A 25,936-nucleotide genomic window follows, 5' to 3' on the forward strand; every position below is an offset into this window, starting at 1 on the left:
ATAATCTGATTATCAGGATGATAATCTCCATCCATACTGGGGCTGTCAATCGCTCAAACAGGAGCGGCATGCCATGCCCTTCACACGGATTTCTTTGCTCGCGGGCAAATCGCTGGCCTATCTCGCGGCCGTTTCCGACAGTCTGGACCGTGCGCTGGTCGACTGCTTCGAGGTTCCGGAGAACGACCGCTTCGTGGCCATTCATCAGCATCAACCGCATGAATTGATCTTTGACCGGACCTATCGTGGCGGTCCGCGCTCGGATGACTTCATCGTCTTTCACATCACCACCGGAAAGCTGCGGTCGCCGGAAACCAAGGCGCGCTTCTACCGGCGGCTGGTCGAGACCCTTGCGGCGTCGCCGGGCGTGCGGCCGGAAGACGTGATGATCGTGATCGCCGATTCGACCTTCGAGGATTGGTCTTTCGCATCCGGTGTGTCCGCCGGACTGCCGGCGCAGGAGGCGCCCCAATGACCGGCTACTTTGAAATGCAGATGTCCTGTCCGCCGGCCATGACCGTCCTACGCGCCGGCGAAGGTGTTGTTGCCGCGCCCGAAGGGATCGCCAACGGCTCCTTCCTCGTCCAAATGCTGCTGTCGAGCCGGACAGAGGGCGAGATGACGGCGATGCGCGCCTTCATCCCGCCGGGCGTCGTGACCCATTGGCACAGCCATCCGTCCGGCCAGCTTCTTTTCGTGCTCGACGGTGTCGGTCTCGTGCAGCGCGAGGGTGGCGAGCCAATCGAGGTCCGTACCGGGGACACCGTCTGGTTCGCGCCCGGTGAACGCCATTGGCATGGCGCGGCGCCGTCCAGCCCGTTCAGCTATATCAGCGTCCAGCCGGTGCGGGACGGCACTGCCGTTCACTGGATGGAAGCCGTCGAGCAGGGGGAACTTTCCCGATGATCGCCATGCAATACAGCTTCGTGCTGCCCGCCGATTACGACATGGCGATCATCGACCGCCGCATTCGTGAGAGGGGGCCGCTGCTCGACGGCTTTCCACGCCTGCGTTTCAAAGCCTATCTCGCGGCAAGAAAGCAGGATGCCGGCTTTGCCAGTGCAGAAAACCTCTATGCGCCATTTTACCTGTGGGATGAGCCGGAAGGGATCGACAGCTTCCTTTCCAGTCCGGGTTTTGCGGCACTGACACGCGATTTCGGCTGGCCGTCGGTGCAGACATGGCTGGTTTGGCATGCGGAACTGACGGGGAATTTGAAAGCCGCGACTTACGCGACCCGCGACATCGCTGCGATTGGCGCCTATTCGGATCTGGCTTCACAGCGGGACAATGCCATCGCGGAGGCAAAGTCGGCGATTGACGCCGGCGCCTTGGCCGCCGTTGCCGCGTTCGATCCGACGGGATGGAAGATGACGAAAGTCACGCTCTGGGCCGGGCTGCCGCCGGGGGTGACGGAGGCGATGCAACTTTACACCGTCGGCCATGTCTCGCTGCCGAACGAACAATAAAGCCGCGCATCGACGGCGCAGGATCGCTGTAACCAGGAGGAAGTTTGCAGCACAGTCGCCGTCCGGAACGGCGGCCCTGCGAAGCATTGATTTCGCAAGGATGGTGGAAGGGGCTGGATTCGAACCAGCGTACGCGTACGCGGGCAGATTTACAGTCTGCTGCCTTTAACCACTCGGCCACCCTTCCATCGGGGCGCAGATGAGTAGCCTTTCGATAGGGGGGTCGTCAAGACCCTTTTGCACGAAATACGCAAGCGGAGGCGCGGCAACGAAAGCGGCAACAAAAAGCCTCCGTCCCACGGGGGGACGGAGGCTTTTCAAAGGGGCTTTTTCAAACCCGCTTTTTCAAAAGTCCACTCAGTTCGGGCGGCGCGAAGCCCGATGCGCCGGGATCGGGATCGGGCGGATCGCCTGTTCCTCGCGGCGGCTGGCCGACATGTCGATTTCCACGCGGGCCAGGGCCTTGCGCAGTTCGTGCACAGTGTCGGACAGGGACTGGATCGTCGCCTCGCTCGGCTGCTGACGCCAGCCGCGATAGGCGGAGATGCAGGCCTTGGCGGTGTCGCGCAGGCGGCCCTCGATCGCATCCACCGGCGGGGTCGGCTGGCCGGGAGCCCGCGGGGCCTCCGGCGCGGCGGCCACCGGTGCGGCCGGAGCCGGCGTGGCGGCAGGGGCCGCCGGGGTGGCGTCCGGACGGTTCAGGCGCAGCGTTTCCGTCGGCGCCGGAGCGGGCGCTGGTGCCGCTGCCGGTGCCGGTGCTTCGGCCGGGGCCGGTTCGGCAGCCGGTTCCGGCCGGGAGGCGCGGGTCAGCGTGGTCCGGCCGGTGCGGCCGGCGGCGCGGCGCGGTTCGGCCGGCGCCTCGGCAGCCGGTGCCGGGGCGGGTTCGGCGGGCGCGGCCACCGGCGTTTCGGCCGGCGTTTCCGGAGCAGCCGTCACCGGAGCGGCGGCTTCGCCTGCCGTGTTCGCGTCGGCGGACGCGCCGGCGTCGGCGATCTGTGCATCGTCCTGCGCATCACCGGAGACGGCATCGCCCTGGCCGCTGGCGGCCTCTGCCTTCTTGATGATGTAGGAGATGGCACTGGGGGTGCATTCGAATTCGCGTGCGATGGCCGAAAGGGTTGCACCGCTGCGGTAGCGATCAAGAATTTGGGGCCACGCCGACTGCGGAATGCGCCCACGCTTCTTGGGAGACTCCGGTTCGCTCCCGGTTTCTGCGTTCATTATATCGCTCGGTTGCCAAAGTGAATTTTCAGTCATTCGTCAGCATGTCCACCCGGACCGCACGCTTCGGACGCGGGACCACGCGGGCGCGTGCGTCAGCAGCATCGAGGCTTCACGCTGGCGGGCGATGTTTTCGGTATGGATGACTATCGGAAACTCTTCTCAAAAATGCCAGCATAACTTTGCACGGAATCGTGATTTTGTATCCGGTGTCACAACTGGTCACGATGCTTGGTGGAAGGCCCGCGGTTTTAAAAACTGCTGGCGCCCCGAAACCCAGAGTGGAACGAGTCCGCCGCCGGCATCTTCCGGTCGCCGGACTTTTGAAAAGTGCGATGGACCCCGGACGGGGGGTTCCGTGTTTGCAGTTTCAGAACAAACCCGACCGGGGCCCGCCATTCGGTGGTTTCTCGCCCAGGGTCTTTTGGGGAGTCGTCGGTCGCGACTCTTCTGCATTTGCCCAACCGTTTTTTGCGGAGACCGTCCATGCCGCATGCGCCCGTGCCGCGTTCGTACCCGATCTTCCGACGCCTTCCGGCCGCGGCGCTGTGCGCGTTGCTGTCCGGCGCGGTGTTCCTGCCGGCGCTGCCGGCCGCAGCCCAGGATGCGCCCGCCGTCGGGGGGCAGCCGGGGGCGAGCAGAACCTACGCGCCGCCGTCCTTCCGCGACCTCGCCCGCACGCAGATCGACACCGTCGTCAACATCTCCAGCACCCAGGCGCCCCAGCCCTCGGCGGGTGGTGGCCGGCTGCCGGAAGGGATGGACATTCCACCCGGCTCGCCGCTGGAGAAATTCTTCCGCGAATTCCGCAACCGGCAACGGGGCGGCCAGGACAACGGCTCGCCGGAAAGCGGGCCGAACGGCGGTCCGCAAGGTCTGCCCAGCATGGCGCTCGGCTCCGGCTTCATCATCGATCCGTCGGGCCTGATCGTCACCAACAACCATGTCGTTTCCGATGCGGCCGAGATCGCCGTCACCCTGCATGACGGCACCAAGCTGCCGGCCAAGCTGGTGGGATCCGACGCGCCGACCGATCTCGCCCTGCTGAAGGTCGAGAGCGCCAAGCCGCTAACCGCCGCCCATTGGGGGGACAGCGAAACGGTGGAGGTCGGCGATTGGGTGGTCGCCATCGGCAACCCCTTCGGCCTCGGCGGTTCGGTGACCGCCGGCATCCTGTCGGCCCGCGCCCGCGACATCCAGCAGGGTCCCTATGACGAGTATCTGCAGACCGACGCCGCCATCAACCGCGGCAATTCCGGCGGTCCGCTCTATGACGCCGACGGTGCGGTGATCGGCATCAACACTGCGATCTATTCGCCGACCGGCGGATCGGTCGGCATCGGCTTCGCCATCCCGTCCTCGCTGGCCAAGCCGATCATCGACCAGTTGAAGGACGGCGGAAAGGTGCGCCGCGGCTGGCTGGGCGTCCAGGTCCAGCGGGTGACGCCGGACATCGCCGAGAGCCTGGGCCTGGAGGGCTCCGGCGGCGCTCTGGTCACCAGCATCTCGCCCGACAGTCCCGCCGCCTCGGCCGGTCTGCGCCAGGGCGACGTCATCACCGCCTTCAACGGCGACCCGCTGGAGCAGATGCGCCAGCTTCCCCGCCTCGTCGCCTCCACGCAGATCGGCCGCACCGTGCCGATAACCCTGCTGCGTGGCGGCAAGCAGCAGTCGATCCAGGTCACCGTCGGCGAACTGCGCGACGAGCCACAGCAACTGGCGATGTCGGGATCGAGCGGCGCCCCACGTTCCGCCCAGCCGGAGGAAAGCAAGTCGGCGCTCGGCCTGAAGCTGGCTCCCTTGACCCCCGGCCTGCGCGAGACCTTCGCCATCGGCGAGGATGTCGACGGTCTGGTGGTCACCGAGGTCGACCGCGACAGCGCAGCCTCGCAGCGCGGGCTCGACCTCGGCGACGTCATCGTAGAGGCCGGGCAGGAACCAGTGGCGACCGCCGCCGATCTGGAAACCCGCATCGCCAAGGCGAAGGAACAGGGGCGCAAGACCCTGCTGATGCTGGTCAGCCGCGGTGGCGACCTGCGCTATGTGCCGCTGCCGCTGGTCCCCGAGACCGGTGGTAAGAAGGGGTAATCCGGCCTCTGCATCAGCATATCGGACGGAAGCGGGGATCTGCCCCGCTTCCGTCTCATCCTTTTCCGCTACCGTTCGCCGCGCCGCGAGAGTAATTTGCCGCCCGTTTGGCGAATGGGATGGCAAACCGTGAGCATTTATCCGGAGAGCGGCCAGCCGGTGCGGCTGTCGGTCGTTGTCCCCGTTTTCAACGAGGCCGAGAACGTGCTGCCCCTGCTCGAAGAGATCGAGCGGGCACTGGCTCCGGTCGGCGGTTTCGAGGTCATCTTCGTCGACGACCAGTCCGACGACGACACCCAGGCGCGTCTTGCCCCGGCGGTCGAAGCCGGCCGGCTGCGCGTGCTGCGCCATGTCCAGCGCTCCGGCCAGAGTGCGGCGGTGCGCAGCGGCGTCAAGGCGGCGCGCGGCGAGTTCGTGGTGACGCTCGACGGCGACGGCCAGAACGATCCGGCCGACATCCCGGCGCTGTTCGCCCTGGTGTCGACGGGCGAGGCGGGAGCGCCGGTGCTGGTCGGCGGCCTCAGGAAGAAGCGGCAGGACACCCTGTCGAAGCGCTGGGCCTCGAAGATCGCCAATGCCGTCCGCCAGTCCTTCCTGCAGGACGGCTGCACCGACAGCGGCTGCGGGCTGAAGCTGTTCCGCCGCGACGCCTTCCTCGATCTGCCTTTCTTCGGGGCGATGCACCGGTTCCTGCCGGCGCTGTTCCGCGCCCACGGCCATCCGGTGGCCTATGTGCCGGTGAACCATCGCCCGCGCGAACGCGGCGTGTCAAAATACAACAACTGGCGGCGCGGGCTGATCGGCGTGGTCGATCTGCTGGGCGTTTACTGGCTGAAGCGGCGGACGAAAATGTCGCCGGTCTCCGAACGCCTCTGACGTCTTTTAATAAAGCCGATCGACCTTCACAGCGACCCATTCGCGACAGGATTCTACGATGATTGAGCGCGCCGCAGCGTGGTTCCAGGGGCAAAGCACCACCGACCTGATCTGGGTCGGCATCGGCTTTTTCGCCCAGTTGATGTTCACCATGCGCTTCATCGTGCAGTGGATCGCCAGCGAAAAGGCGCGCCGCAGCGTGGTGCCGGAGATGTTCTGGTACTTCTCGCTGGGCGGCGGCGTCATGCTGTTCGCCTACGCCTTCTACCGCTTCGACCCGGTCTTCATGCTGGGGCAGGGTATGGGTCTGGTGATCTACGCCCGCAACGTCTATTTCGTCTGGTCGCACAAGAAGTCGCAAGCCACCGGCGGCGCGGTGCCGAGCAAGCCGTGACCGCAGCGTCCTCGCCGCAAGGCCATCTGCCGGCCCGCCATTTGCCGATCTGGGCCTATGCGCTGCTGGCGCTGATCGCCGCGGCGCTGTTTCTGCCGGGCTTTACCGTGCTGCCGCCCTTCGACCGGGACGAGGCGCGCTTCGCCCAGGCATCGTCGCAGATGCTGGACAGCGGCAACTATGTCGACATCCGCTTCCAGGACGAGACGCGCTACAAGAAGCCGGTCGGCATCTACTGGCTGCAGAGTGCGGCGACCGCTGCCGCCGATGCCGTGCGCGGCATTCCGGTCGGCGCCGACAAGGTCATCTGGACCTACCGCATCCCCTCATTCCTGGGCGCCGTCCTGGCCGTCCTCACCAGCGCCTGGACGGCGGCCCGGCTGTTCGGCGGCCCGGCCGGCTTCATCGCCGGGCTGATGATGGCCTCCTGCGTCGTGCTGGGGGTCGAGGCGCGGATGGCCAAGACCGACGCCGTGCTGCTCGCCACCGTGGTGATCGGGCAGGCGGTGCTCGCCTACCTCTATCTCGGCCGCCGCGGGCCCGTTTCCGCCGGGCGCGCTGCCTGGACCGCTCCGCTGGTCTTCTGGATCGCCGCCGGCATCGGCGTGCTGGTCAAGGGGCCGATGGTCCTGCTGGTGTCCGGCAGCACGGCGCTGGTGCTGGCCCTGTGGGACCGCGAGGCCGGGTGGCTTAAGCGGCTGAAGCCGCTGGCCGGGCTCGGCATCGTCGTCGCCATCGCCGCCCCCTGGCTGATCGCCATCGCCATCAAGAGCAAGGGCGCCTTCTTCGCCGAATCCGTCGGCCACGACATGCTGGGCAAGGTGTCGGGCGGGCAGGAGGGCAAGGGGCTGCCGCCCGGCTATTACCTCGGCACCTTCTGGGTGACCTTCGCCCCCTGGTCGCTGCTGGCCCTGCTGGCCGTTCCCTGGGTGTGGGCGCGGCGCCGGCTGGATGCCGTGCGCTTCTGCATCGCCTGGATCATCCCGAGCTGGCTGGTGTTCGAGGCGGTGCCGACCAAGTTGCTGCACTATACCCTGCCGGTCTTCCCGGCCATCGCCGCCGTCGCCGCGGCGGCCCTGATCGACGGCTTCGACCGCAGTCGCGAAAAGCCGCGCCGCTGGCTGGTCGCCGCCGCGGTGGCGCTGGGCGTGATCGGTTTCGGCGCCCTGACGCTGGCGGTGGCGGTGATCCCCTGGCTGGTCGATGGCCGGATCGATCCGGTCGGGGTGGCGCTGGTGCCGGCAGTGGGCGGCCTCTTCGCGCTCGCCCTGCGCTCGCTTCTGCATGGGGAGCGGCGGAGCGGGCTTGCCGCCGGGGTCGGTGCCGCGGCGCTGCTCTATGCCGGGACCTATGCCGCCGTGCTGCCGAACATCGACGGCGTGTGGGTCAGCCGGCAGGCCGCCCGCGCGGTGGTGCAGGTCCGGCCCTGCCCGGACAGCGTGGTGGCGACCGCCGGCTATTCGGAGCCGAGCCTGGTCTTCCTGCTTGGCACGCCGACGAAGCTGGTCCATGGTGCCGGTGCTGCCGCGCATCTGACGGCGGACCGCGCCTGCGCGCTGGCCCTGGTGGAGGACCGTGAAGCGCCGGCCTTCCTCGACAGCCTGGGCACCGTCACGCCGCTGCCGCTGGCCGATCTGTCGGGCTTCAACTACAACACCGGCAAGCGCCTGCACCTGACGCTCTACCGCCTGCCGGCCTCCTAACGGGGCCTCCTAACGGAATCGCCCCGGCGCCCTATCGTAAGGCGGGAGCCATGCCCCGCTTGGGCATGCGGCGACCGGGGTGGGTAACGCGCCTCCGCATTGGACGGCGCGGGTGCTTTGCGCTCGACTGCCCCTTCCGATCCGTTTTCCCGGACGAAAGGTGCCTGTTCGATGACCCGCATTGCCTTCTCTGCCGATACCGCCATCCGGACCGCCGTTGCCGCCGCTCTGGCGGTGATGACGCTGTCGCTGCCGGCCCACGCCCAGAAGCATGAATATGCGCCCTGGGTGTACGACCAGATGGTCCCGACCGGCCCGCTGCTGCGCAACTTGGATCAGGCCCAACCGCTGCCCGGCCCGGCGCCGTCCCATTGGGGGGCGATGAAGGCGGGCAAGGACCGGGCCGGCATGGCGCGCTACGGCACGGACGTGAAGCGGACGGACAAGCATTACTCCGCCTCCCATTCGCTAACGCCGCCGCCGGTGGATCCCGCCGCCGCCAAGCGCATTATGGCGGCGCCGCAGAGTGCCGACGCTCCGCCAGTCCCGCGGACTGCACGCCGCGACTGAGCTGCGGTTACTCGCTTGGCATTTCTCCCGGCCGCCACAGCCATGCCGCGCCGCGCACGCCACTGGAATCGCCGTGGCGGGCGCGGCGCACCGGCGTATCCAGCCGGTCACTGAAGGCCCAGGGCTGCATCGCCGCCGGCAGCCGGTCATACAGCAATTCCGCGTTCGACAGGCCGCCGCCCAGCACGATGACGTCGGGGTCCAGCAGGTTGGCGACCGCCGCCAGACCGCGGGCGAGCCGGCCGACCAGCCGGTCCGCGGTCGCCCTGCACTCGGCGTCGCCGGCCGACGGGTCGGCGGCGCGGGCCAGGATGGCCGCGGCGTCCAGCCTCTCGCCGGTCGCCGCGAAATGGTCGGCCGCGACCGCAGGCCCCGATACGAAACTCTCCAGGCAGCCCTGCTTGCCGCAATAGCAGGCCGGCCCCGGCCGCTCGTCGTCGGCCGGCCAGGGCAGCGGGTTGTGGCCCCACTCACCGGCGATGGCGTTGCGCCCGCCCAGCACCCGGCCGTCAACGACGATGCCGGCGCCGCAGCCGGTGCCGAGGATCGCCGCGAACACCACGTCACAGCCGGCCCCGGCGCCATCGGTCGCTTCCGACACCGCAAGGCAGTTGGCGTCGTTGTCGATCCGCACCGGCCGGGCCAGCGCCCGGGTCAGGTCGCGCGTAAAGTCGCGCCCGATCAGCCACGTGGAGTTGGCGTTCTTCACCAGCCCGGTCGCCGGGGAGATGGCGCCCGGAATGCCCAAACCCACCGTCGCCCTGCTTCCGGCGGGGATTTCCCGTTCCAGCCGGGCCACGAGATCGCGGATGGCCGCGACGGTGCCGTCATAATCGCCTTTCGGCGTCGGAACTCTGTGGCGCACCAGCTGGTTTCCCTGACGGTCGAGCAGGATACCCTCGGTCTTGGTGCCGCCCAGGTCGATGCCGATGCGGTGCCCGCTCCGGTATTCTGTCGCGGCCCCTGTTCCGGCCGATTGCGATCCGGTGGCTGCCATGCCCTGTCACCTGTCCGACTGTGCTCTGCCAATCCATAGCGTCGCCGGCCCGCTCCCGTCCAGCAGCGCACGCTTCCTCCATCGGGAGGGGGAGGGACCTTCGGCGATCCGGCGTTGCGTCGCCGCCGCGCCGATGGGACAAAACGCAAGCATCGGCCAAATCCCATTGACCCGTCACGGCGTTCGGGTAGAAGGTCGCCGACTGTCGGGCAATACCGTTTCCCGCCCGAACCCGTCCTGTCGTACCGCGCCACCGGAGCCCCTGATAAGTCGCCAGCGCGCCGCCCTCCGCCATTCCCTCAAAGCCCTGACCGGCGCCGCCGTCCTCGGCGCGCTGCTCGCCCTGCCGGCGTCCGCCGGCGCTGCCGCCAAGGAGCCGGCGAAGCCGGCCGCCGCCAAGGCTGCGCGCCCGGCGAAGTCCAGCGCCCCGGCCACGCCCGCCTGCTACAACCGCGCCGAACATGCGGCCGAGCAGCTGATGCGCATGCACACCGAGATGATGGTGGTCGGTCTGACCTGCCGCACGGTCATGCCGGACAAGAAGCCGTTCGACCTGTACCAGGATTTCTCGGTCAAGAACCGCGCCCTGCTGTCCAGCTCGGAAGCGTCGCTGATCAGCTTCTACAAGCGTTCGGGTGCCGGCGGCAACGCCACCCGCCAGTTCGACATGTTCCGGACGGAGCTGGCGAACGAGATCAGCCGTCGCGCCGCGACCATCGGCATCCCGCAATATTGCGCCAACTTCGTCGACCGCTCGGTCGCCGCGAAGGACCTGACGGCGGACGACCTGCGCACCCTGACCAGCGACGAGAAGAATGCCGGCCTGATGCATCTGGCCAGCCGCCCGCTTTGCGACGTGAAGGTTGTGAGCAATCCGGACCCCGTCTTCGCCGTCGCCCAGGCCGCGCCGGCTCCGGCAGCGCCCAAGGCCACGACTGCCAAGGCGAAGCCGGCCAAGGCCGCCGCTCCGGCTAAGCCGAAGCAGAAGGTCGCCGCCGCCCCGACCAAGCAGTCCGTCGCTGTTCGCTGACCTTCCAACGGTTTGCGTCGTCTTGCAGAACGCCCTGCCGGCAACCGCCGGTGGGGCGTTTCGCGTTTCCGGCCCTTGCCCTTCGCCGCGACGCATGCGGACAACACAAATCTGTCTTGCAAAAATCCGTCAGGCTGGTACTACCGAAAAGGTCAGGAGAGGCACTTGCCGGACGGCCCGGCCGGATTGCAGGAGCCGCCTCCGAACAGGAAAAATCTTGGTCCGTCAGACCAATAGACGGAATTCCGGACGATACGGCATTCCGTTTGGTGAATGGAAGGGCTGCACCAGACAGAGTGCACCAGACAGGGGGGCTGCTGTTGCGAGACCGGTGTGCCGAGTGTGCCCGTGCCGCCGCACCCTGCCTTTGCGCCGCGCTGAAGGTGGGATGAGGATATGGAATATTTTCTTCAGCAATTGATCAACGGCTTGTCGCTTGGAGCGATCTACGGCCTGATCGCGATCGGCTACACGATGGTGTACGGCATCATCGGGATGATCAACTTCGCCCATGGCGAGATTTACATGATTGGCTCCTTCGTGGCGCTGATCACCTTCCTGGCCATCGGCGCGCTCGGCATCACCTGGGTGCCCTTGGCGCTGCTGATCATGCTGCTCGCCTCCATGCTGTTCACCAGCGTCTATGGCTGGACGGTCGAGCGCATCGCCTACCGGCCGCTGCGCTCCTCGCCAAGGCTGGCGCCGCTGATCTCCGCCATCGGCATGTCGATCTTCCTGCAGAACTACATCCAGATCCTCCAGGGCGCCCGCTCCAAGCCGCTGCAGCCCATCCTGCCCGGCAACCTCACCCTGATGGACGGCGCCGTCTCCGTCAGCTACGTCCGCCTCGCCACCATCGTCATCACCCTGGTCCTCATGGTCGGCTTCACCATGCTGATCAACCGCACCTCGCTCGGACGCGCCCAGCGCGCCTGCGAGCAGGACAAGAAGATGGCCGGGCTCCTCGGCGTCAACGTCGACCGCGTCATCTCGCTGACCTTCGTCATGGGCGCCGCGCTCGCCGCCGTCGCCGGCATGATGGTGCTGCTGATCTATGGCGTCATCGACTTCTACATCGGCTTCCTGGCCGGGGTGAAAAGCTTCACCGCCGCCGTGCTCGGCGGGGTCGGCTCGCTGCCCGGCGCCATGCTCGGCGGCGTGGTCATCGGCCTGATCGAGGCCTTCTGGTCCGGCTATGTCGGCTCCGAATGGAAGGACGTCGCAACCTTCTCCATCCTCGTCCTCGTCCTGATCTTCCGGCCCACCGGCCTGCTCGGCCGGCCCGAGATCGAGAAGGTGTAAGCGCCATGACCCTGCACTCCAACACCGTCTCATCGGGCGCGCGCACCGCCCCGCGCGGCGTCGACTGGGCCGCCACGATCAAGGACGCCGGCCTCGCCGCCTTCGTCGCCTTGCTGCTGACCGTGCCGCTGGTCGGCCTGCGCACCGTCGACCGCCCCACCGGCCTCGGCATCGAAGCCCGGCCGGAGGAGGTGGTCGCCTCGCTCCTCCTCGTCTTCCTCGGCCGCCTCGGGCTCGGGCTGATCCGCCAGGGCATGGCGCTGCCGGTGCTGATCGTGGCGCTGGTCTGCGCCGGCGTCGGGCTGGTGCTGCCGATGCCGACCCAGGTGCTGCGCCTGGTGCTGGTGCTGGGCGGCGGCGTCATCGCGCTGCGCGCCGCCATGACCGTCGCCACCGGCCGCTCCAAGCTGTCCCAGGCCGACCGCGACAAGCGGATGGACCGCGTCGCCGCCAAGGTGCAGCACGCCAGCAAATACATCGGCCCGGTCGCCGTGGTCTTCGCCGCCATCCTGCCGATGACGCCGCTGGCCGACCGCATGCTGCTGGACATCGGCATCCTGCTGCTGACCTACATCATGCTGGGCTGGGGCCTGAACATCGTCGTCGGGCTGGCCGGCCTGCTCGACCTCGGCTATGTCGCCTTCTACGCCGTCGGCGCCTACAGCTACGCCCTGCTCGCCCATTACTTCGGCCTCAGCTTCTGGCTCTGCCTGCCGCTGGCGGGGCTGCTCGCCGCCTGCTCTGGCGTGCTGCTCGGCTTCCCCGTCCTGCGGCTGCGCGGCGACTATTTCGCCATCGTGACCTTGGGCTTCGGCGAGATCATCCGCATCATCCTGGTCAACTGGTACCAGTTCACCGGCGGCCCCAACGGCATCTCCGGCATCCCGCGGCCGAGCTTCTTCGGCATCGCCGACTTCTCCCGCACGCCCTCCGAGGGCATGGCCGCCTTCCACGAGCTGTTCGGGCTGGAATTCTCGCCGCTCCACCGCATCGTCTTCCTCTACTACCTCATCCTGGCGCTCGCGCTGGTGGTGAACCTGTTCACGCTCAGAGTGCGCAAGCTGCCGCTGGGCCGCGCCTGGGAAGCGTTGCGCGAGGACGACATCGCCTGCGCCTCGCTCGGCATCAACCGCACCAACATGAAGCTGGCGGCCTTTGCGATTGCCGCGATGTTCGGCGGCTTCGCCGGCTCCTTCTTCGCCACGCGCCAGGGCTTCATCAGCCCGGAGAGCTTCACCTTCATCGAGTCGGCGATCATCCTGGCCATCGTGGTGCTGGGCGGCATGGGCAGCCAGATCGGCGTGGTGGTCGCCACCCTGCTGGTGATCGGCCTGCCCGAAGCGTTCCGCGAGCTGGCCGACTACCGCATGCTGGCGTTTGGCGCCGGCATGGTGGTGATCATGCTGTGGCGTCCGCGCGGCCTGCTGGCCCACCGCGACCCGACCATCCTCCTGCATGGCGGCAAGAAGCCGATCCCGGCGGGAGCCGCGAAATGAGCGCCCCCATGAACACAGTTGGGTTGACTGAAAAGCCGCTTCTGTCGGTTGAACACCTGACCATGCGCTTCGGCGGTCTGGTGGCGAACAATGACGTGTCGTTCGAGGCGCGGGCGGGCGAGATCACCGCGCTGATCGGCCCGAACGGCGCCGGCAAGACGACGCTGTTCAACTGCGTCACCGGCTTCTACACGCCCACCGTGGGGCGGCTGACGCTGCGCCATCCCGCCGGCAAGGAGTTCCTGCTCGAGCGGATGCCGGGCTACCGCATCGCCCAGCTGGCCGGGGTGGCGCGCACCTTCCAGAACATCCGGCTGTTCAGCGGCATGAGCGTTCTGGAGAACCTGATCGTCGCCCAGCACAACAAGCTGATGCGGGCGTCGGGCTTCGCCATCGCCGGCCTGCTCGGCCTGCCCGGCTTCCGCAAGGCCGAGCATGAGGCGGTGGAGCTGGCGAAATACTGGCTCGACCGGGTCCGCCTGACCGAGTTCGCCGACTGGGAAGCCGGCAACCTGCCCTACGGCGCCCAGCGCCGGCTGGAGATCGCCCGGGCGATGTGCACCGAGCCGGTGCTGCTGTGCCTGGACGAGCCGGCGGCCGGGCTGAACCCGCGCAGTTGGGGGAGCTGGCCGAGATCCTGACCTTCATCCGCGACGTGCAGACGCCGCAGGGCCACCGCACCGGGGTGTTGCTGATCGAGCATGACATGAGCGTGGTGATGCGCATTTCCGACCATGTGGTGGTGCTGGACTATGGCCGGAAGATTTCCGACGGCGATCCGGAGCATGTGAAGAACGACCCGGCGGTGATCCGCGCCTATCTGGGCGAGGACGAGGACGAAGCCCTGCCGCCGGAGATCGCCGCCGACCTGAACATCGCGCCCACCGCCGGCCAGAAGGGAGCCTGAGCCATGCTGAAGGTATCGGGCGTCCACACCTTCTACGGCGCCATCGAGGCGCTGAAGGGGATCGACATCGAGATCGGCGCCGGCGAGATCGTCTCGCTGATCGGCGCCAACGGGGCCGGCAAGTCGACGCTGCTGATGACGATCTGCGGCAGTCCGCGGGCGCGCCAGGGCCGGGTGTTCTTCGAGGGCGAGGACATCACCGACCTGCCGACCCACGAGATCGTGCGGCGCGGCATCGCGCAGTCTCCCGAGGGCCGGCGCATCTTCCCGCGCATGACGGTGCTGGAAAACCTGCAGATGGGCTCCATCGTGGCGCAGCCCGGCAGCTTCGAGCGCGAGCTTGAGCGGGTGCTGACGCTGTTCCCACGCCTGAAGGAGCGCATCAACCAGCGCGCCGGGACGATGTCGGGCGGCGAGCAGCAGATGCTGGCGATCGGGCGGGCGCCGATGAGCCAGCCGCGGCTTCTGCTGCTGGACGAGCCGTCGCTGGGTCTGGCGCCGCTGATCGTGAAGCAGATCTTCCAGGTGATCCAGGAGATCAACCGGGAACAGAAGATGACGGTGTTCATGGTGGAGCAGAACGCCTTCCATGCGCTGAAGCTGGCGCACCGGGCCTATGTGATGGTGACGGGGAAGATCACGATGACGGGGACCGGGGCGCAGCTTCTGGCCGACCCGGAGGTTCGCGCGGCCTATCTGGAAGGGGGACACTGAGATGGAAACGATCCTTGGCTCTTCGCTTCCGGTGTTCGTGTTCCTGACGGTGCTGGCGTTCGGCGGCTGCGGGGTTCTGACCGGGCAGACGTTGGCTGAAGGCTGGAAGCCGGTCTCCAGCGTGCTGGCCTACTCGCTGCTGCTGGGGGTGGGCGACCGCTTCCTCGCCTGGGGCCTGTTCGGCGAGCAACTTTTGTCGCTCTGGGGCTTCATCGTCCACACGGTGGTGATCGGGCTGATCACGCTCACCGCACACCGCATCGCCATCGCACGACGCATGGTCAACCAGTATCCGTGGCTCTATGAGCGCGCGGGACCGTTCGCCTGGCGCGACCGCACCGGCACCGCCGGTTGAGCAGGGCCGGTTAAGCAGGTGCGACTAGACATAAGGAATTAGACCGTACGGCTGATTGGTGCCCGCGAAACTGTCGCACTGTGCGCCACTCGGGGTATGGTATTCTGGAACCCGCCGGAGGGGACCCGGCGGCAAGGCCCGAAAGGGCCGGGGGTATGTTGCAACAGGGACCACTTCATAGAACAGGGAGCAAGCACACCCATGAAATTCAAGCTGTCCCTTCTCGCCGCGATCGCGGCGACCGCGCTCTCCGCCACGGCCGCCAAGGCCGACATCGCGGTGGCCACCGCCGGCCCGATCACCGGCCAATACGCCACCTTCGGCGAGCAGATGAAGAAGGGCATGGAGCAGGCCGTTGCGGACATCAATGCCGCCGGCGGTGTTCTGGGCCAGAAGCTGAAGCTGGAAGTCGGCGACGACGCCTGCGATCCCAAGCAGGCCGTGGCCGTCGCCAACCAGCTGGCCAAGGCCGGTGTGAAGTTCGTGGCCGGTCACTTCTGCTCGGGCTCGTCGATCCCGGCCAGCCAGGTCTATGCCGAGGAAGGGATGATGCAGATTTCCCGGCTTCGACCAACCCGAAGCTGACCGAGCAGGGCCTGAAGAACGTCTTCCGCGTCTGCGGCCGTGACGACCAGCAGGGCCTGATTGCCGGCAAGTATCTGCTGGACAAGTACAAGGGCAAGAACATCGCCATCCTGCACGACAAGTCGGCCTATGGTAAGGGTCTGGCCGATGAGACGCAGAAGGCGCTGAACGCCGGCGGCCAGAAGGAAGCCATCTACGAAGCCTACACGGCCGGTGAGAAGGACTATTCCGCCCTGGTGTCGAAGCTGAAGCAGGCGAACATCGACGCTGTCTATGTCGGTGGCTACCACACCGAGGCCGGCCTGATCGCCCGCCAGATGAAGGACCAGGGCCTGAAGGCCATTATCGTGTCGGGCGACGCGCTGGTGACCAACGAGTACTGGGCCATCACCGGCGACGCCGGCGAGGACACCATGATGACCTTCGGTCCGGATCCGCGCGAGAAGCCGGACGCCAAGGCCGTCGTGGAGAAGTTCCGCAAGGCGGGCTACGAGCCGGAAGGCTACACCCTGTACACCTACGCCGCTCTCCAGATTTGGGCGAACGCGGTGAAGCAGGCGAACTCGACCGACGCTGCCAAGGTTGCCGACGTCATGCGCAAGGGCAGCTACGACACCGTGATCGGCAAGATCGGGTTCGACGCCAAGGGCGACGTCACCAGCCCGGCCTATGTCTGGTACAAGTGGCACAACGGCCAGTACGCCGAAGTGAAGTAAGCGAAACGCTTCTGCGTTCCGCGCGAAAGGGCCGGTACTTTGTGCCGGCCCTTTTTCTTTGAAGATTTAAAGAAGCGTCCGTGCTTAATGAATGAGGCGGTCAGGGAATAGGTCGGGGAACATAGGCGACGCGGTGCTGGGCCATGGCTGGCTGCGCCGCAGCAATTGTCTGGGAGGAGAGCCCGGTCGCCACACGCCGGCCCGACCGCTCGGTCAGCAGCCGTTCGCATGTGCCCATCACCTCCCGCCAGAAGGCGGCGGCGCGGGTGTGATTGGCGGCCGTGAGTTCGACAAGACGAACGCGGCTCATTCGAATTGCGGTTTCACCCAGTTCATCAACCAGGCGGGTCGCGAAGACAAGCACGTCGAGATCGGTGTTCATGACCGCTATGAACCCACAGCCGTGGCTTTAGTTCCACTCTGAAAGAGCCCTGCGGCAAAGGGTCATCGGGGGTGCCCCGGACGTGCTGCATCGCAACAACGCAAATGCGGCATCGGCAAAGGGTCACCGAACGGACACTCGCCACGGCAGGGGGTTTTTGTGCTTCAATGGCGCCCTTCGCGGCGACTGTGACGGTCGCCGGCATGGGACGGGTTTTGGAGAACGAAAATGCGCAGGAAGCGCGAGGTGGTCGAGGGACAGATTTACCGCAAGCTGTCCCCCAGCGGCGGCTATTGGGAAGTGATCGCCATCCGCAAGGACGGCATGGGCACCCAGCATGCCCAGATGAAGCGTACCGACGACCCGAAGACGCTGAAGACCCTGTCGGTGGCGACGCTGCTCGATCCGCACGAGTTCGAGATCGTCACTGAATAACCGCCGTCAGGCCGCTGCGATGGCGGCCCGGCCGGTGGTAGAGGTCGGCCGGCGGAAGCGAAGCCGGCCCGACAGCCGGCCCGGCGACCCGCTCCAGCCGCCCCTTGCGGATCAGGTGGTTGAGGTGGGCCACCGCCTCGCCCACGGCGAAGAGCATCTGCTGCGGGTCGAGCGGGCGCGGAAACAGCGCCCGTGTCACCGCCGCGGCGGTCCGGGAGTTTGAACACAGCGTCTCGATCTCGGCCAGCCGCTCCCCATGGTGGAGAGCCAGCTCCTCCGCACGCCGGTGCAGGCCGCGGAAGGGGCGGCCGTGGGAGGGCAGGACCAGCGTGTCCGCCGGCAGGACGCTCCATCCCTCAAGGCTGGCGAGATAGTCGGCGAGCGGATCGGCGTCCGGTTCCGACGGCCAGACGCTGATGTTCGGGCTGATGCGGGGGAGGATTCGGTCGCCCGAAATCAGCAGGTCCGGGCAGCCGCCGCCGGCCGGCCGGTAGAGGCTGACCGGTTCCGCCGTATGGCCGCTGCCGCCGATCACCGTCCAGTGGCGGTCACCCACCGGCAGCCGGTCGCCGGCCCGCAGTCGGGTCAGCGTCGCCGGCACGGCGGGCACGCCGCGGCTGTAGGCCCCCTTGCGGGCGAGCAGCGATTGCAGCGTATCCTCCTCCAGGCCGCAGCGGCGATAGAACTGCTCGACCACCGCGTCGGTGGCGGCATCGTTGCCGGCCGACAGGGTGCGGGCGAACAGCCATTCGGTCAGCGAGGTGGCGAAACCAGCGCCGGTCCGCTCCACCAGCCAGGCGGCGGCACCGATATGGTCGGGATGGAAATGGGTGACGACCACCCGCTCCACCGGGCGCCCACCCAGCGCATCGCGCAGCAGCACCTCCCACACCGCGCGGCTGCGCGGATCGCCGAGCCCGCAATCGACCAGGGTCCAGCCGAAGGCACCACCGTCCAGCGCCCAGACATTGATGTGGTCGAGCTGGAAGGGGAGGGACAGACGGATCGACAGCACACCGGGCGCAACCTCCTGCCAGCCGCCGGGATCGGGAGTGGTGCAGAGGGGGTATTCGACCGAGCCGTCCGGAGTAGAAAGCATCGCGGTGTCTGTCCAAGCTATTGTTATCGCGACAGGAAATGCCTCTGAGCCGGCTGAGGCAAATCTGCAACAGGAAAAATGGGCCTGCGGCAGCAGGATTGGAAGCTGCGGATCCGTATCCATTGTCGGGGCCGGAGCCCGTTCTGTCACGCACTTCGCCGCAGGCCGGGATGTCCCGATCGACCAACGCCGTCAACGATGGGAACAAGAACATGACGATGCGTGGGATTTTGCTGGGCACGGCACTGACCGTCGCCCTACCTTCGCTGGCCGTCCCGACCGCCGCTTTCGCCGGTACGGAAGGCTTCTATGTCGGTGCTGGCGCCGGCGTGAACTGGACCGAGGATGCCGACCTCAGCAGCTATCCGGCTCCCGGCCTGGGCCTGAAGGAGGAATTCAAGATCGGCGGCATCGGCGACCTGTCGGTCGGCTACGCCACCGCGATGGGCCTGCGCGCCGAGCTGGAGGCCGCCTGGCGGTGGCGCAACAGCGTCGACAGCACCAGCAGCGCCACCCCCGGCCTGAACAATCTGGGCGGCAAGATGAGTTCGGTCGCCTTCATGGGCAACCTGCTGTACGACATCAACATCGGCCTGCCGATCACTCCCTATATCGGTGCCGGTGCCGGTATCGCCGGCGTCAAGCAGTCGCTGAACGGCGCCAGCGACCGCGACTGGGTCTTCGCCTATCAGGGCATCATCGGCGCATCCTATGCGATCAACGACAATGTCGTGCTGACGCTGGATTACCGGTATTTCGCCACCGTCGATCCGGAGTTCGAGCTGGGCCCGGTGACCTCGAAGGGCGAGTACCGCAACCACACGATCCTGGCCGGCCTGCGCTACACCTTCGGCGGTCCGGAGCGTGCGACGCCCATCGCCGCCCCGGCACCGGCCGCCCCGCCGATGGCCGCCCAGCCGCAGAGCGAGTATCAGGTGTTCTTCGATTGGGACAAGGCGGTCATCACGCCGAATTCCGACAAGATCATCGCCGATGCCGCCGATGGCGCCAGCCGTGCCCGCGCCGTCCGCATCCAGGTGATCGGCCACACCGACACCTCGGGCGCGCCGTCCTACAACCAGAAGCTCTCGCTCCGCCGCGCCGAGGCGGTGCGGCAGGCCATGATCAAGCATGGCACACCGGCCAACATCATCTCCATCGAAGGCGTCGGCGAGAACCAGCTGATGGTCCCGACCGGTCCGAACGTGCGCGAGCCGTCGAACCGCCGTGCCCAGATCATGATCAAGATCTCCTGAACGGCAAAGGGGGGAGGGGCGAGCGCCTCTCCCCCGCAGGCGCCTGCAATCCTTCCAGGCATCGCGGCAATGGAGCAAAGGTGCCGGATGTGCGAAGGAGGTAGCGCGGACCGTTGCGTCAGCGTATGACGATACGGTACCCAAGGCATCTTCGGTCCGAGACGTTACATGCAGGTTCTGATCGCCGACGATCATTCCATCGTCCGCAGCGGCTTGACCCATCTGGTGGGTGAACTGGACGAGCAGGCCACTGTGGTGGCCGCCACCAGCTTCAGCCAATTGAACGCCATCCTCGACGGCGCGATGCAGGACGGCGGAGCCGCGTTCGACCTCATCGTGATGGATCTGCGCATGCCGGGTCTGGGCGGGCTGGAGGATGTCGAGGCGCTGGTCAAGCGCGTCGCGCCGGTTCCGGTCGCCATCTTCTCGATGATCGAATTCCCAGACGAAATGCGCGCGGTTCTGTCGCGCGGCGTCCGTGCCTTCATTCCGAAATCGACCGACGACGTCCTGGTGGTGAACATCCTGCGGCTGGTGATGGCCGGCGGATCCACGTGCCGCCGGTGCTGGGCATGCCGGGCGCACCGGCCCACGCGGCTGCCGGGACCCCGCGTGCCGTGGCCCCCAGCATCTTCGACGGGCTGACCCGCCGCCAGTTGGAGGTTCTGGACCTGCTGGCCCAGGGCCTGTCCAACCAGGAGATCGGCGAGCGGCTGGGCCTGAACCTGTCCACCGTGAAGACCCACGTCACCGGCGTGCTCAAGGCACTGGGCGTCGGCAGCCGCACCCAGGCGGTTCTACTGGTCAAGGAATCGGGGCGCGACCGTCTGGTCTGACGGGCGCGGCGATCACAGGATCGCGTTCAGCAGCGATCCGCGCCCGCCATAGCTGCCGCCCGACCCGCCCAGCAGCATCGCCGACGGGTTGAGCGAGGCGCTGCCCGCGCCCAGGATCGAGGCCAAACTCTGAAGCTTGGTGTTGCCGCCGAAGGGGTTGTCGCCCTTGGCCGGCTGCTTGGCGATGGTGTCGTAGTCCTTGCTGTAGTTGCCCATGCGCAGCTGGACACCGTAGCTCTTGGCATCCTTGACCGGGACATCCTTGTCGCGGGCAACGCGCAGGGTGTAGTCGCCCTTGTCCAGCGTCATCTGGCCGGATTTCAGCTTCTGGAAGGCGTCATAGCTGGCGCCGGCATCCTTGTTGCTGTCGGCGACGACCTTGCCGCCACGGTCCATCAGCTGAAGCCGGACGCCGGCATCGCCCACCGTTCCCAGCGTCACGGCGCCGGAGGTGGGCACGTTGAACTTGTAGAAATCGGCCGGATCGTTGGAGGCCAGCGAGCTGAAGACGTTCAGCCGACTGGTGTCCTTCGCCAGGGTGCCGATGCTCGTCGCGAAGGGTGCGGCGTTCATCGCCGACTTGTTGACGGTCTGCTCGTACTCCTGGACCTTGCCGGTCGCGCCACCATTGCCCGTTGCCTGCTGCTGCACGCGCTTGACCGCGGCGTCGATCGACTGCTGCAGGCTCTGGGCCATGCTGCCGACATCGGCGTAACTGGACAGGCTGACCATGGTGCGCTCCCCTCGTTCCACATTCCCGTCAGGAAATGACAATCGAAGGGTGTGCAGGATGTGGGCCAGAGCTAAGCTATTGATTTGACAAAGGTTGTGGCAGGCTCATCGGTGCCGGGCGGCAGGTTTGGACCGGCGGGGCGGCAGGATTTACCCAGCGGCGCTACATATCGCCGCCGCCGTGCCCGCGCTCCGGTCAGACGATGGACAGCATCGCCGCCGCCGGCGCGTCGATCGCATCGGCGAGGGCGCGCAGGCCGCGGGCGGCCTCGTCGCGGCTGCGTGGCATGCACAGGCCGACACGCACCGCATGAGGGGCACTGGCGCGGCCGACGGCGAAGGCGTCGGCACCGGTGACGATCACCCCGCGGCGGCGCGCTTCTCCGATGAAGTCCTCGCGCCGCCAGGGTTCGGGCAGGACCAGCCACAGATGCTGGGCCGCCGGATGGCCATAGACGGTCTCGGCCGGCAGGATGGAGCGGGCAAGCCGCTGGCGCGCCAAATCCTCCTCCCGCTGGGTGGCGACGATGCGGTCGGCGGTGCCGTCCTGATCCAGCGCGTGGCCACCTCCGCCGGCAGGGCGGGAGCGGAATATTGCAGGGCCCGGATGGCGGTCTCGACACGGGTGCGCAGCTCCGCCGGGGCGACGACGAAGCCCAGCCGCAGGCCGGCGGCGAGGCTCTTCGACACGCTGGACACATAGAGAGTGATGTCGGGGGCCATGGTCTGGATCGGCACGGCATCCGGCACCATGAAGCCGAACACGTCGTCCTCGATCAGGATCACACCATAGCAGCGGGCGATCTCGACGATCTCGCGCCGGCGGGCGGCGGGCATGACGACAGCCGTCGGATTCTGCAGGGTCGGCACCAGATAGGCCGCCTTTGGCCCCAGCCGGCGGCAGGCGCTGTCGAAGGCGTCCGGCACCAGACCATGCTCGTCGATGGCGACGCCTTCCAGATGATAGCCCTGGGTGGCGGCCAGCGCCTTGGTGCCGATGTTGGTCAGCCGCTCCGCCAGGATGACGTCGCCGGGACGGGCAACGGCGGCCAGCGCCACCGCCAGCGCGTTCTGCGCCCCGGTGGTCAGCAGCACCGACTCAGGCGTTGCCTTTACCCGGTGCTGGCGCTCCAGCCAGGATGCCGCGGCGGCACGGTGGTCGGGCAGGCCGGCATGAGGGCCGTAGCCGATCAGTTTCGCCGCATGTCCCGATGCCGCGATGGCGGACAGCGTCTGGCCGAAGGTCTGCACCGCCACGGCATGTTCGGGATGGACCGTGGTCATGTTGACGATGGCGGGACCCGCCGAGATCTCCCCGGCCGGCGGCCAGCCGAGCGGCAGGGGGGTGGTTGGCGGACGCTGCCCCTGGACGAAGGTGCCGCGGCCGACCTCGCCGCCGATCAGGCCACGCTTCTCAGCTTCCGTATAGGCGCGCGTCACTGTTCCCACCGTCACGCCGAGGCGGAAGGCGAGGTCGCGGTGCGTCGGCAGCCGCGTGCCGGTCGGCAGCACGCCCTCCGCGATGTCGTCGGCCAGCGCGTCGGCGATGACGCGATAGAGCGGGCCGGGACGGCCCTCCAGGTTCGGGGTCCAGTTTGTCATGGGGACAAATGTGGCATTGTCCCGACCTGCTGGCAAGATCGCCTGCGATTGTCCCTATCGGCCACTGTGGCGGGGCGGAACAATCTGCCGATCCCTGTCGCAGTTCCGTTACACTCCAGCTTGTGTCAAATTGCCGGAACCGATAGTTTCGGTGCTGGGTGTGGCAGACAATCCGCCACCCGTCTCAATCCGGTACGGGGGACAATGCACACCATCGCGGTGGTCGACGACGATCCCATCACCCGCGAGACCCTGAAGGCCTACCTGGAAGGGGAGGGCTATCGGGTGATGCTGGCGCGGGATGGCGACCAGCTGTCGGCGTTGCTGGCGCGGGGGCGCATCGATCTGCTGCTCTTGGACATCCGGCTGCCCGGCAAGGACGGTCTGGCGGTGACGCGGGAACTGCGGGCAGCCTCCAACATCGGCATCATCCTGATCACCGGGCGGTCCGACCGCATGGACCGGCTGATCGGGCTGGAACTGGGCGCCGACGACTACATCACCAAGCCGTTCGAACCCCGCGAGATCCTGGCGCGCACCCGCAGCCTGCTGCGCCGCATCGTCAAGCCGACCAGGCCGGCCGGCGGGCGGGTGAAGCGGTTCGACGGGTGGGAGCTTCATCTGGACAAGCGCCGGCTGCGCGGTCCCGATGGGGAGGACGCGCGTCTGACCTCCGCCGAATTCGAACTGCTCGCCGCCTTCGTCGAGAATCCGGGGCGGGTGCTGAGCCGCGACGACCTTCTCGACCTGACCTTGCGCGGCGATTCGGTGCCGTACGACCGCTCCATCGATCGGCTGGTCCGCCGCCTGCGCCGGGTGGTGGAGCACGACCCCGCCGACCCCACCCGCATCGTCACCGTCCATGGTATGGGATACATGTTCCAGGCTGCGGTGGATTGATCAGCTTCCGATTTGCGGCAGCGATTTCAGGAAACCATCGACATCGTCCAGCACCGGGTTCAGCCAGCGCAAGGGCGCGGCGAGAGCGGCGACGATGCGGATGTGGCCGGTATCGTCATACTCCACCGTGCGCACGCTTCCGCCGACCTCGCGGGCCTCGGCTGCCAGATTGCGGCTGTTGCGGGGCAGGAACGTCTCGTCGGCGGTGCCGGTGGCGAGGAACAGGGGCGGCAGCGGGGCGGCGACATGGGTGATCGGCTGGGTGTCCGGCCGCGTCCTCTCCGGGCCGAACAGGTCCTTCAGCATGTCGCTTTGCAGGGGCAGGAAGTCGTAGGGCCCGGCCAGTCCCACCGCGGCGCGCAGGTCGCGGGCGGGGTCGAGCCCCTGTTCGGCGAGCCAGCGGCGATCCATCGCCAGCATCAGGGCATTGTAGGCCCCGGCCGAGTGGCCCATCACCGCCACCGGCCCGGGCTGGGCGCCGTATTCGGCACCGTGGCGCCGGATCCAGGCCACTGCGGCGGCGGAATCGCGCAGGAACTTGGGATAGCGCACCTGCGGATAGAGCCGGTAGTCGGGGATGGCGACGCTGTAGCCGCGGCTGGTCAACGCCTGGGCGACGAAGCGGTACATGCTCTTGTCGCCGGTCTCCCAATTGCCGCCATAGAAGAACACCACCGTCGGCGCCCCCAGCGCCGGCCGGTCGGGCCGGTAGAGATCCAGCCGCAGGCGCGGATCGTCGGCGAAGGGCAGGTCGGTGGCGACCGTGTAGAGCCCGACCGTGGGGTGAGCGCATCGACGATCTGCGGGCCGGAACAGGCGCCCAGAAGCGGCATGAGCAGGAGAGGGGCGAAAACCCAGGGGTTCAGTCCTGGTCGTTTCAGGGCACGTCTTGGCATGGCCCGACAGCAGATAGGGCGCAGCCGGTGACGGGAAAGGGCAATGAAAAAGGGAACGCCGGAAAGGAGAGACGGCCTCAGGACTGCGCGGGCGAGGTCCGGCGTTGCGGGCGGGCGGCGGCTGCGCCGTCCTCCTCCGGCTTGGCCGGCTTGCGGAAGGTGCTGAGTTCGGAAATGCGGTTGACGGTCAGGCCGTTCAGGCGGCAGCCGGCGACCTCGACGACTTCGAAACCGGCCTTGCGGGGATAGCGGGCGGCGACCCGTTCGCGGGCCTCGCGCTCGCCATCGGCGATCAGCAGGAAGCGGCGTACCCCGGTCCAGCCGCGATATCCGCGCTGGTCGGACAGGCTGACGCCGATGGGGTGACAGCGCACCGCAACCTCCCAGAAACGGCCGGTGCGTGGCTCGTTCCGGTCGAAGACGACGTAGCGCTGCATCGGGGCCGACTTCTTCTGGTCCAGTTCCAGAATGGCGGCCTGCATGTCGATCTCCGCCTTCTGGACGCGCTTTTCCATGTCCGCATAGTGGTGCGCCAGCTGTGCGTAGTCGGAGGCGACGTCGGCGACCTCCTTGGTCACGTCCTCCACCTTGTCCTTCAGCTTGGACATGGCGATCCGCGTGACAACCAGCTGGCGGCGCCAGTAGCGGTTGGACAGGACGGTCAGCACCATCAGGCCCAGCGCGAAATACAGCATCATGCCGGTCATGGCGCCGTCCCCCTCATAAATCCCTCGATCATGCCGCGTCAGCCTCGACCTCGGGGTCGGGAGCGAGCGCCAGGGGGACCACGGGAGAGCAGATCACGCCGTTGCGCTGGGAAAAGCTGCTCCGCACCGTGGCGTGGGCCAGTTCGGCGGACGGAGCGGTGATGTGGGAGACGTTGCGGTATTCCCAAATCTGGCGCGAGAAGACGATGTCCTTGCGGTCCAGCTCGTTGAAATTGGGACCGACCGCCAGCTGCGCCCAATAGATGTCGCCGTCGCTGTCCTGCTCGCCCAGCTCGTGGACCAGTTCGATCTTGGAGAATTCCAGGGCGCGCAGCTCGGTCAACGCCTTCTGGCGCCGGCCGTTGAATTCGGTCAGGCGGGCTTGCAGGGTCGTCAGGTCGACGTGCTTGCGCTCCGTCTTCTGGCGCCATTCGGCGAGTGCGGCGCGTTTCTTGTCGTACTGACGCTGGTTCATCGCCTCGCGGGTCTTTTCCGCGCTGACGCGGCCGACATCGACGACGATGGAAAGTCCGAGCGCGGCGGCGCTGGCGATCAGAACCAGCATCCCCAGGAATTCGGCCGAAATGACCATTCGCCCTCCGCCAGCCGCACCGAATGCCTGCGCCGGTCCATCGACGCATGGTGCCACGACCGGCGAAGGGCGGCGA

At 67.4% G+C, this 25,936-nt stretch carries 28 protein-coding genes, 1 tRNA gene and 2 pseudogenes; 20 read left to right on the plus strand and 11 right to left on the minus strand.

The window, feature by feature from the left end:
- Positions 1 to 73 precede the first annotated feature (73 nt).
- The 3 genes from ABNQ38_RS12950 to ABNQ38_RS12960 are packed head-to-tail and all read left to right on the plus strand — an operon-like array spanning position 74 to position 1,469.
- Positions 74 to 475, plus strand: coding sequence for a tautomerase family protein (locus tag ABNQ38_RS12950; RefSeq protein WP_377807778.1), 402 nt, complete (start codon positions 74 to 76; stop codon positions 473 to 475).
- A complete protein-coding gene (locus tag ABNQ38_RS12955; RefSeq protein WP_377807779.1) occupies positions 472 to 906 on the plus strand; it encodes a cupin domain-containing protein in 435 nt (144 codons plus the stop codon). Before ABNQ38_RS12950 ends, ABNQ38_RS12955 begins: the two co-directional genes overlap by 4 nt.
- Positions 903 to 1,469 carry a DUF4865 family protein gene (locus ABNQ38_RS12960; RefSeq protein ID WP_377807780.1) on the plus strand — a complete coding sequence of 189 codons (567 nt, stop codon included), beginning with the start codon at positions 903 to 905 and terminating at the stop codon, positions 1,467 to 1,469. The genes ABNQ38_RS12955 and ABNQ38_RS12960 overlap by 4 nt, the downstream gene beginning before the upstream one ends.
- 101 nt (positions 1,470 to 1,570) lie before the next feature.
- Here the strand turns inward: ABNQ38_RS12960 and ABNQ38_RS12965 are convergent.
- Positions 1,571 to 1,656 (minus strand) — tRNA-Tyr (locus ABNQ38_RS12965).
- A gap of 170 nt (positions 1,657 to 1,826) precedes the next feature.
- Positions 1,827 to 2,690 (minus strand): hypothetical protein, encoded by an 864-nt coding sequence (locus ABNQ38_RS12970; protein WP_377807781.1) that lies wholly within the window; start codon positions 2,688 to 2,690, stop codon positions 1,827 to 1,829.
- Between the two features lie 486 nt (positions 2,691 to 3,176).
- On the opposite strand from ABNQ38_RS12970, the gene ABNQ38_RS12975 reads away from it, so the two are divergent.
- The 5 genes from ABNQ38_RS12975 to ABNQ38_RS12995 all read left to right on the plus strand — a co-directional run bounded on the left by ABNQ38_RS12975 (position 3,177) and on the right by ABNQ38_RS12995 (position 8,321).
- Positions 3,177 to 4,778 carry a DegQ family serine endoprotease gene (locus ABNQ38_RS12975; protein ID WP_377807782.1) on the plus strand — a complete coding sequence of 534 codons (1,602 nt, stop codon included), beginning with the start codon at positions 3,177 to 3,179 and terminating at the stop codon, positions 4,776 to 4,778.
- A gap of 114 nt (positions 4,779 to 4,892) precedes the next feature.
- Complete coding sequence (locus tag ABNQ38_RS12980; RefSeq protein WP_109448429.1) at positions 4,893 to 5,654, plus strand: glycosyltransferase family 2 protein; 762 nt, start codon at positions 4,893 to 4,895, stop codon at positions 5,652 to 5,654.
- Between the two features lie 58 nt (positions 5,655 to 5,712).
- A complete protein-coding gene (locus ABNQ38_RS12985) occupies positions 5,713 to 6,048 on the plus strand; it encodes a lipid-A-disaccharide synthase N-terminal domain-containing protein (protein ID WP_377807783.1) in 336 nt (111 codons plus the stop codon).
- Entirely contained in the window at positions 6,045 to 7,751 is a 1,707-nt protein-coding gene (locus ABNQ38_RS12990) for an ArnT family glycosyltransferase (protein WP_377807784.1), read from the plus strand. Before ABNQ38_RS12985 ends, ABNQ38_RS12990 begins: the two co-directional genes overlap by 4 nt.
- Before the next feature lie 171 nt (positions 7,752 to 7,922).
- Entirely contained in the window at positions 7,923 to 8,321 is a 399-nt protein-coding gene (locus tag ABNQ38_RS12995) for a hypothetical protein (protein ID WP_377807785.1), read from the plus strand.
- Between the two features lie 7 nt (positions 8,322 to 8,328).
- Here the strand turns inward: ABNQ38_RS12995 and ABNQ38_RS13000 are convergent, their stop codons facing one another.
- Complete coding sequence (locus ABNQ38_RS13000; protein ID WP_377807786.1) at positions 8,329 to 9,318, minus strand: ROK family protein; 990 nt, start codon at positions 9,316 to 9,318, stop codon at positions 8,329 to 8,331.
- Between the two features lie 166 nt (positions 9,319 to 9,484).
- Between ABNQ38_RS13000 and ABNQ38_RS13005 the strand changes: the two genes are divergently transcribed.
- From ABNQ38_RS13005 to ABNQ38_RS13035, 7 genes and pseudogenes are all read left to right on the plus strand, one after another.
- Positions 9,485 to 10,348 carry a hypothetical protein gene (locus ABNQ38_RS13005; protein WP_377807789.1) on the plus strand — a complete coding sequence of 288 codons (864 nt, stop codon included), beginning with the start codon at positions 9,485 to 9,487 and terminating at the stop codon, positions 10,346 to 10,348.
- Positions 10,349 to 10,744: 396 nt separating this feature from the next.
- On the plus strand, positions 10,745 to 11,650 hold the full coding sequence (locus ABNQ38_RS13010) for a branched-chain amino acid ABC transporter permease LivH (protein ID WP_377807790.1): 906 nt from the start codon (positions 10,745 to 10,747) through the stop codon (positions 11,648 to 11,650).
- A gap of 5 nt (positions 11,651 to 11,655) precedes the next feature.
- A complete protein-coding gene (gene livM, locus ABNQ38_RS13015; RefSeq protein ID WP_377807791.1) occupies positions 11,656 to 13,146 on the plus strand; it encodes a high-affinity branched-chain amino acid ABC transporter permease LivM in 1,491 nt (496 codons plus the stop codon).
- Positions 13,143 to 14,053, plus strand: a pseudogene (locus ABNQ38_RS13020) (ABC transporter ATP-binding protein). The gene livM and the pseudogene ABNQ38_RS13020 overlap by 4 nt, the downstream one beginning before the upstream one ends.
- Positions 14,054 to 14,056: 3 nt before the next feature.
- On the plus strand, positions 14,057 to 14,767 hold the full coding sequence (locus ABNQ38_RS13025) for an ABC transporter ATP-binding protein (RefSeq protein WP_377807792.1): 711 nt from the start codon (positions 14,057 to 14,059) through the stop codon (positions 14,765 to 14,767).
- Between the two features lies 1 nt (position 14,768).
- Complete coding sequence (locus tag ABNQ38_RS13030) at positions 14,769 to 15,122, plus strand: DUF6867 family protein (RefSeq protein WP_377807793.1); 354 nt, start codon at positions 14,769 to 14,771, stop codon at positions 15,120 to 15,122.
- A 201-nt stretch (positions 15,123 to 15,323) separates the two neighbouring features.
- A pseudogene (locus ABNQ38_RS13035) lies at positions 15,324 to 16,423 on the plus strand (branched-chain amino acid ABC transporter substrate-binding protein).
- 100 nt (positions 16,424 to 16,523) lie between these two features.
- Here the strand turns inward: ABNQ38_RS13035 and ABNQ38_RS13040 are convergent.
- The gene (locus ABNQ38_RS13040) at positions 16,524 to 16,805 is read right to left on the minus strand and encodes a hypothetical protein (RefSeq protein ID WP_377807794.1); all 282 of its coding nucleotides are present in this window, start codon (positions 16,803 to 16,805) and stop codon (positions 16,524 to 16,526) included.
- A 228-nt stretch (positions 16,806 to 17,033) separates the two neighbouring features.
- Between ABNQ38_RS13040 and ABNQ38_RS13045 the strand changes: the two genes are divergently transcribed.
- Entirely contained in the window at positions 17,034 to 17,240 is a 207-nt protein-coding gene (locus ABNQ38_RS13045; protein WP_042696427.1) for a hypothetical protein, read from the plus strand.
- On the opposite strand, the gene ABNQ38_RS13050 is transcribed toward ABNQ38_RS13045, so the two are convergent.
- Positions 17,230 to 18,339, minus strand: a complete 1,110-nt coding sequence (locus tag ABNQ38_RS13050; RefSeq protein ID WP_377807795.1) for an MBL fold metallo-hydrolase — start codon at positions 18,337 to 18,339, stop codon at positions 17,230 to 17,232. The two genes, ABNQ38_RS13045 and ABNQ38_RS13050, sit on opposite strands and share 11 nt — an antisense overlap.
- A 218-nt stretch (positions 18,340 to 18,557) precedes the next feature.
- On the opposite strand from ABNQ38_RS13050, the gene ABNQ38_RS13055 reads away from it, so the two are divergent.
- The 3 genes from ABNQ38_RS13055 (at position 18,558) to ABNQ38_RS13065 (ending at position 20,431) form a co-directional block, all read left to right on the plus strand.
- Positions 18,558 to 19,595, plus strand: coding sequence for an OmpA family protein (locus ABNQ38_RS13055; protein WP_377807796.1), 1,038 nt, complete (start codon positions 18,558 to 18,560; stop codon positions 19,593 to 19,595).
- A gap of 168 nt (positions 19,596 to 19,763) precedes the next feature.
- A complete protein-coding gene (locus tag ABNQ38_RS13060) occupies positions 19,764 to 20,240 on the plus strand; it encodes a response regulator transcription factor (protein WP_377807797.1) in 477 nt (158 codons plus the stop codon).
- Entirely contained in the window at positions 20,213 to 20,431 is a 219-nt protein-coding gene (locus ABNQ38_RS13065) for a response regulator transcription factor (RefSeq protein WP_377807799.1), read from the plus strand. Before ABNQ38_RS13060 ends, ABNQ38_RS13065 begins: the two co-directional genes overlap by 28 nt.
- A 12-nt stretch (positions 20,432 to 20,443) precedes the next feature.
- Here ABNQ38_RS13065 and ABNQ38_RS13070 read toward each other — a convergent pair whose 3' ends face one another.
- The 3 genes from ABNQ38_RS13070 to ABNQ38_RS13080 form a co-directional block, all read right to left on the minus strand.
- Complete coding sequence (locus tag ABNQ38_RS13070; RefSeq protein ID WP_377807800.1) at positions 20,444 to 21,163, minus strand: hypothetical protein; 720 nt, start codon at positions 21,161 to 21,163, stop codon at positions 20,444 to 20,446.
- Between the two features lie 196 nt (positions 21,164 to 21,359).
- Positions 21,360 to 21,527, minus strand: coding sequence for a hypothetical protein (locus tag ABNQ38_RS13075; protein ID WP_377807801.1), 168 nt, complete (start codon positions 21,525 to 21,527; stop codon positions 21,360 to 21,362).
- Positions 21,524 to 22,765, minus strand: coding sequence for a PLP-dependent aminotransferase family protein (locus tag ABNQ38_RS13080; RefSeq protein WP_377807803.1), 1,242 nt, complete (start codon positions 22,763 to 22,765; stop codon positions 21,524 to 21,526). The genes ABNQ38_RS13075 and ABNQ38_RS13080 overlap by 4 nt, the downstream gene beginning before the upstream one ends.
- 204 nt (positions 22,766 to 22,969) lie before the next feature.
- Between ABNQ38_RS13080 and ABNQ38_RS13085 the strand changes: the two genes are divergently transcribed.
- On the plus strand, positions 22,970 to 23,665 hold the full coding sequence (locus ABNQ38_RS13085; protein WP_109051248.1) for a response regulator: 696 nt from the start codon (positions 22,970 to 22,972) through the stop codon (positions 23,663 to 23,665).
- Here ABNQ38_RS13085 and ABNQ38_RS13090 read toward each other — a convergent pair whose 3' ends face one another.
- From ABNQ38_RS13090 to ABNQ38_RS13100, 3 genes are all read right to left on the minus strand, one after another.
- Positions 23,666 to 24,340 (minus strand): alpha/beta hydrolase, encoded by a 675-nt coding sequence (locus tag ABNQ38_RS13090; RefSeq protein WP_377807804.1) that lies wholly within the window; start codon positions 24,338 to 24,340, stop codon positions 23,666 to 23,668.
- 298 nt (positions 24,341 to 24,638) lie between these two features.
- Positions 24,639 to 25,268 (minus strand): hypothetical protein, encoded by a 630-nt coding sequence (locus ABNQ38_RS13095; protein WP_377807805.1) that lies wholly within the window; start codon positions 25,266 to 25,268, stop codon positions 24,639 to 24,641.
- Between the two features lie 28 nt (positions 25,269 to 25,296).
- On the minus strand, positions 25,297 to 25,860 hold the full coding sequence (locus ABNQ38_RS13100; RefSeq protein ID WP_377807806.1) for a hypothetical protein: 564 nt from the start codon (positions 25,858 to 25,860) through the stop codon (positions 25,297 to 25,299).
- Positions 25,861 to 25,936: the final 76 nt, after the last annotated feature.

The sequence above is a fragment of the Azospirillum sp. A29 genome (assembly GCF_042604625.1).
Classification (GTDB): Bacteria; Pseudomonadota; Alphaproteobacteria; order Azospirillales; family Azospirillaceae; genus Azospirillum; species Azospirillum palustre.

What these genes read in the sequence shown, in the direction of transcription:
- ABNQ38_RS12980 (WP_109448429.1), top strand. Translation starts at nt 4,893, where the DNA reads ATGGGATGGCAAACCGTGAGCATTTATCCGGAGAGCGGCCAGCCGGTG.
- ABNQ38_RS13100 (WP_377807806.1), bottom strand. Translation starts at nt 25,860, where the DNA reads ATGGTCATTTCGGCCGAATTCCTGGGGATGCTGGTTCTGATCGCCAGC.
- ABNQ38_RS13095 (WP_377807805.1), bottom strand. Translation starts at nt 25,268, where the DNA reads ATGACCGGCATGATGCTGTATTTCGCGCTGGGCCTGATGGTGCTGACC.
- ABNQ38_RS13000 (WP_377807786.1), bottom strand. Translation starts at nt 9,318, where the DNA reads ATGGCAGCCACCGGATCGCAATCGGCCGGAACAGGGGCCGCGACAGAA.
- ABNQ38_RS13080 (WP_377807803.1), bottom strand. Translation starts at nt 22,765, where the DNA reads ATGACAAACTGGACCCCGAACCTGGAGGGCCGTCCCGGCCCGCTCTAT.
- ABNQ38_RS13040 (WP_377807794.1), bottom strand. Translation starts at nt 16,805, where the DNA reads ATGAACACCGATCTCGACGTGCTTGTCTTCGCGACCCGCCTGGTTGAT.
- ABNQ38_RS12995 (WP_377807785.1), top strand. Translation starts at nt 7,923, where the DNA reads ATGACCCGCATTGCCTTCTCTGCCGATACCGCCATCCGGACCGCCGTT.
- ABNQ38_RS12975 (WP_377807782.1), top strand. Translation starts at nt 3,177, where the DNA reads ATGCCGCATGCGCCCGTGCCGCGTTCGTACCCGATCTTCCGACGCCTT.
- ABNQ38_RS13060 (WP_377807797.1), top strand. Translation starts at nt 19,764, where the DNA reads ATGCAGGTTCTGATCGCCGACGATCATTCCATCGTCCGCAGCGGCTTG.
- ABNQ38_RS13010 (WP_377807790.1), top strand. Translation starts at nt 10,745, where the DNA reads ATGGAATATTTTCTTCAGCAATTGATCAACGGCTTGTCGCTTGGAGCG.
- livM (WP_377807791.1), top strand. Translation starts at nt 11,656, where the DNA reads ATGACCCTGCACTCCAACACCGTCTCATCGGGCGCGCGCACCGCCCCG.
- ABNQ38_RS12960 (WP_377807780.1), top strand. Translation starts at nt 903, where the DNA reads ATGATCGCCATGCAATACAGCTTCGTGCTGCCCGCCGATTACGACATG.
- ABNQ38_RS12950 (WP_377807778.1), top strand. Translation starts at nt 74, where the DNA reads ATGCCCTTCACACGGATTTCTTTGCTCGCGGGCAAATCGCTGGCCTAT.
- ABNQ38_RS13025 (WP_377807792.1), top strand. Translation starts at nt 14,057, where the DNA reads ATGCTGAAGGTATCGGGCGTCCACACCTTCTACGGCGCCATCGAGGCG.
- ABNQ38_RS12970 (WP_377807781.1), bottom strand. Translation starts at nt 2,690, where the DNA reads ATGAACGCAGAAACCGGGAGCGAACCGGAGTCTCCCAAGAAGCGTGGG.
- ABNQ38_RS13085 (WP_109051248.1), top strand. Translation starts at nt 22,970, where the DNA reads ATGCACACCATCGCGGTGGTCGACGACGATCCCATCACCCGCGAGACC.
- ABNQ38_RS13030 (WP_377807793.1), top strand. Translation starts at nt 14,769, where the DNA reads ATGGAAACGATCCTTGGCTCTTCGCTTCCGGTGTTCGTGTTCCTGACG.
- ABNQ38_RS12985 (WP_377807783.1), top strand. Translation starts at nt 5,713, where the DNA reads ATGATTGAGCGCGCCGCAGCGTGGTTCCAGGGGCAAAGCACCACCGAC.
- ABNQ38_RS13055 (WP_377807796.1), top strand. Translation starts at nt 18,558, where the DNA reads ATGCGTGGGATTTTGCTGGGCACGGCACTGACCGTCGCCCTACCTTCG.
- ABNQ38_RS13050 (WP_377807795.1), bottom strand. Translation starts at nt 18,339, where the DNA reads ATGCTTTCTACTCCGGACGGCTCGGTCGAATACCCCCTCTGCACCACT.
- ABNQ38_RS12955 (WP_377807779.1), top strand. Translation starts at nt 472, where the DNA reads ATGACCGGCTACTTTGAAATGCAGATGTCCTGTCCGCCGGCCATGACC.
- ABNQ38_RS13045 (WP_042696427.1), top strand. Translation starts at nt 17,034, where the DNA reads ATGCGCAGGAAGCGCGAGGTGGTCGAGGGACAGATTTACCGCAAGCTG.
- ABNQ38_RS13070 (WP_377807800.1), bottom strand. Translation starts at nt 21,163, where the DNA reads ATGGTCAGCCTGTCCAGTTACGCCGATGTCGGCAGCATGGCCCAGAGC.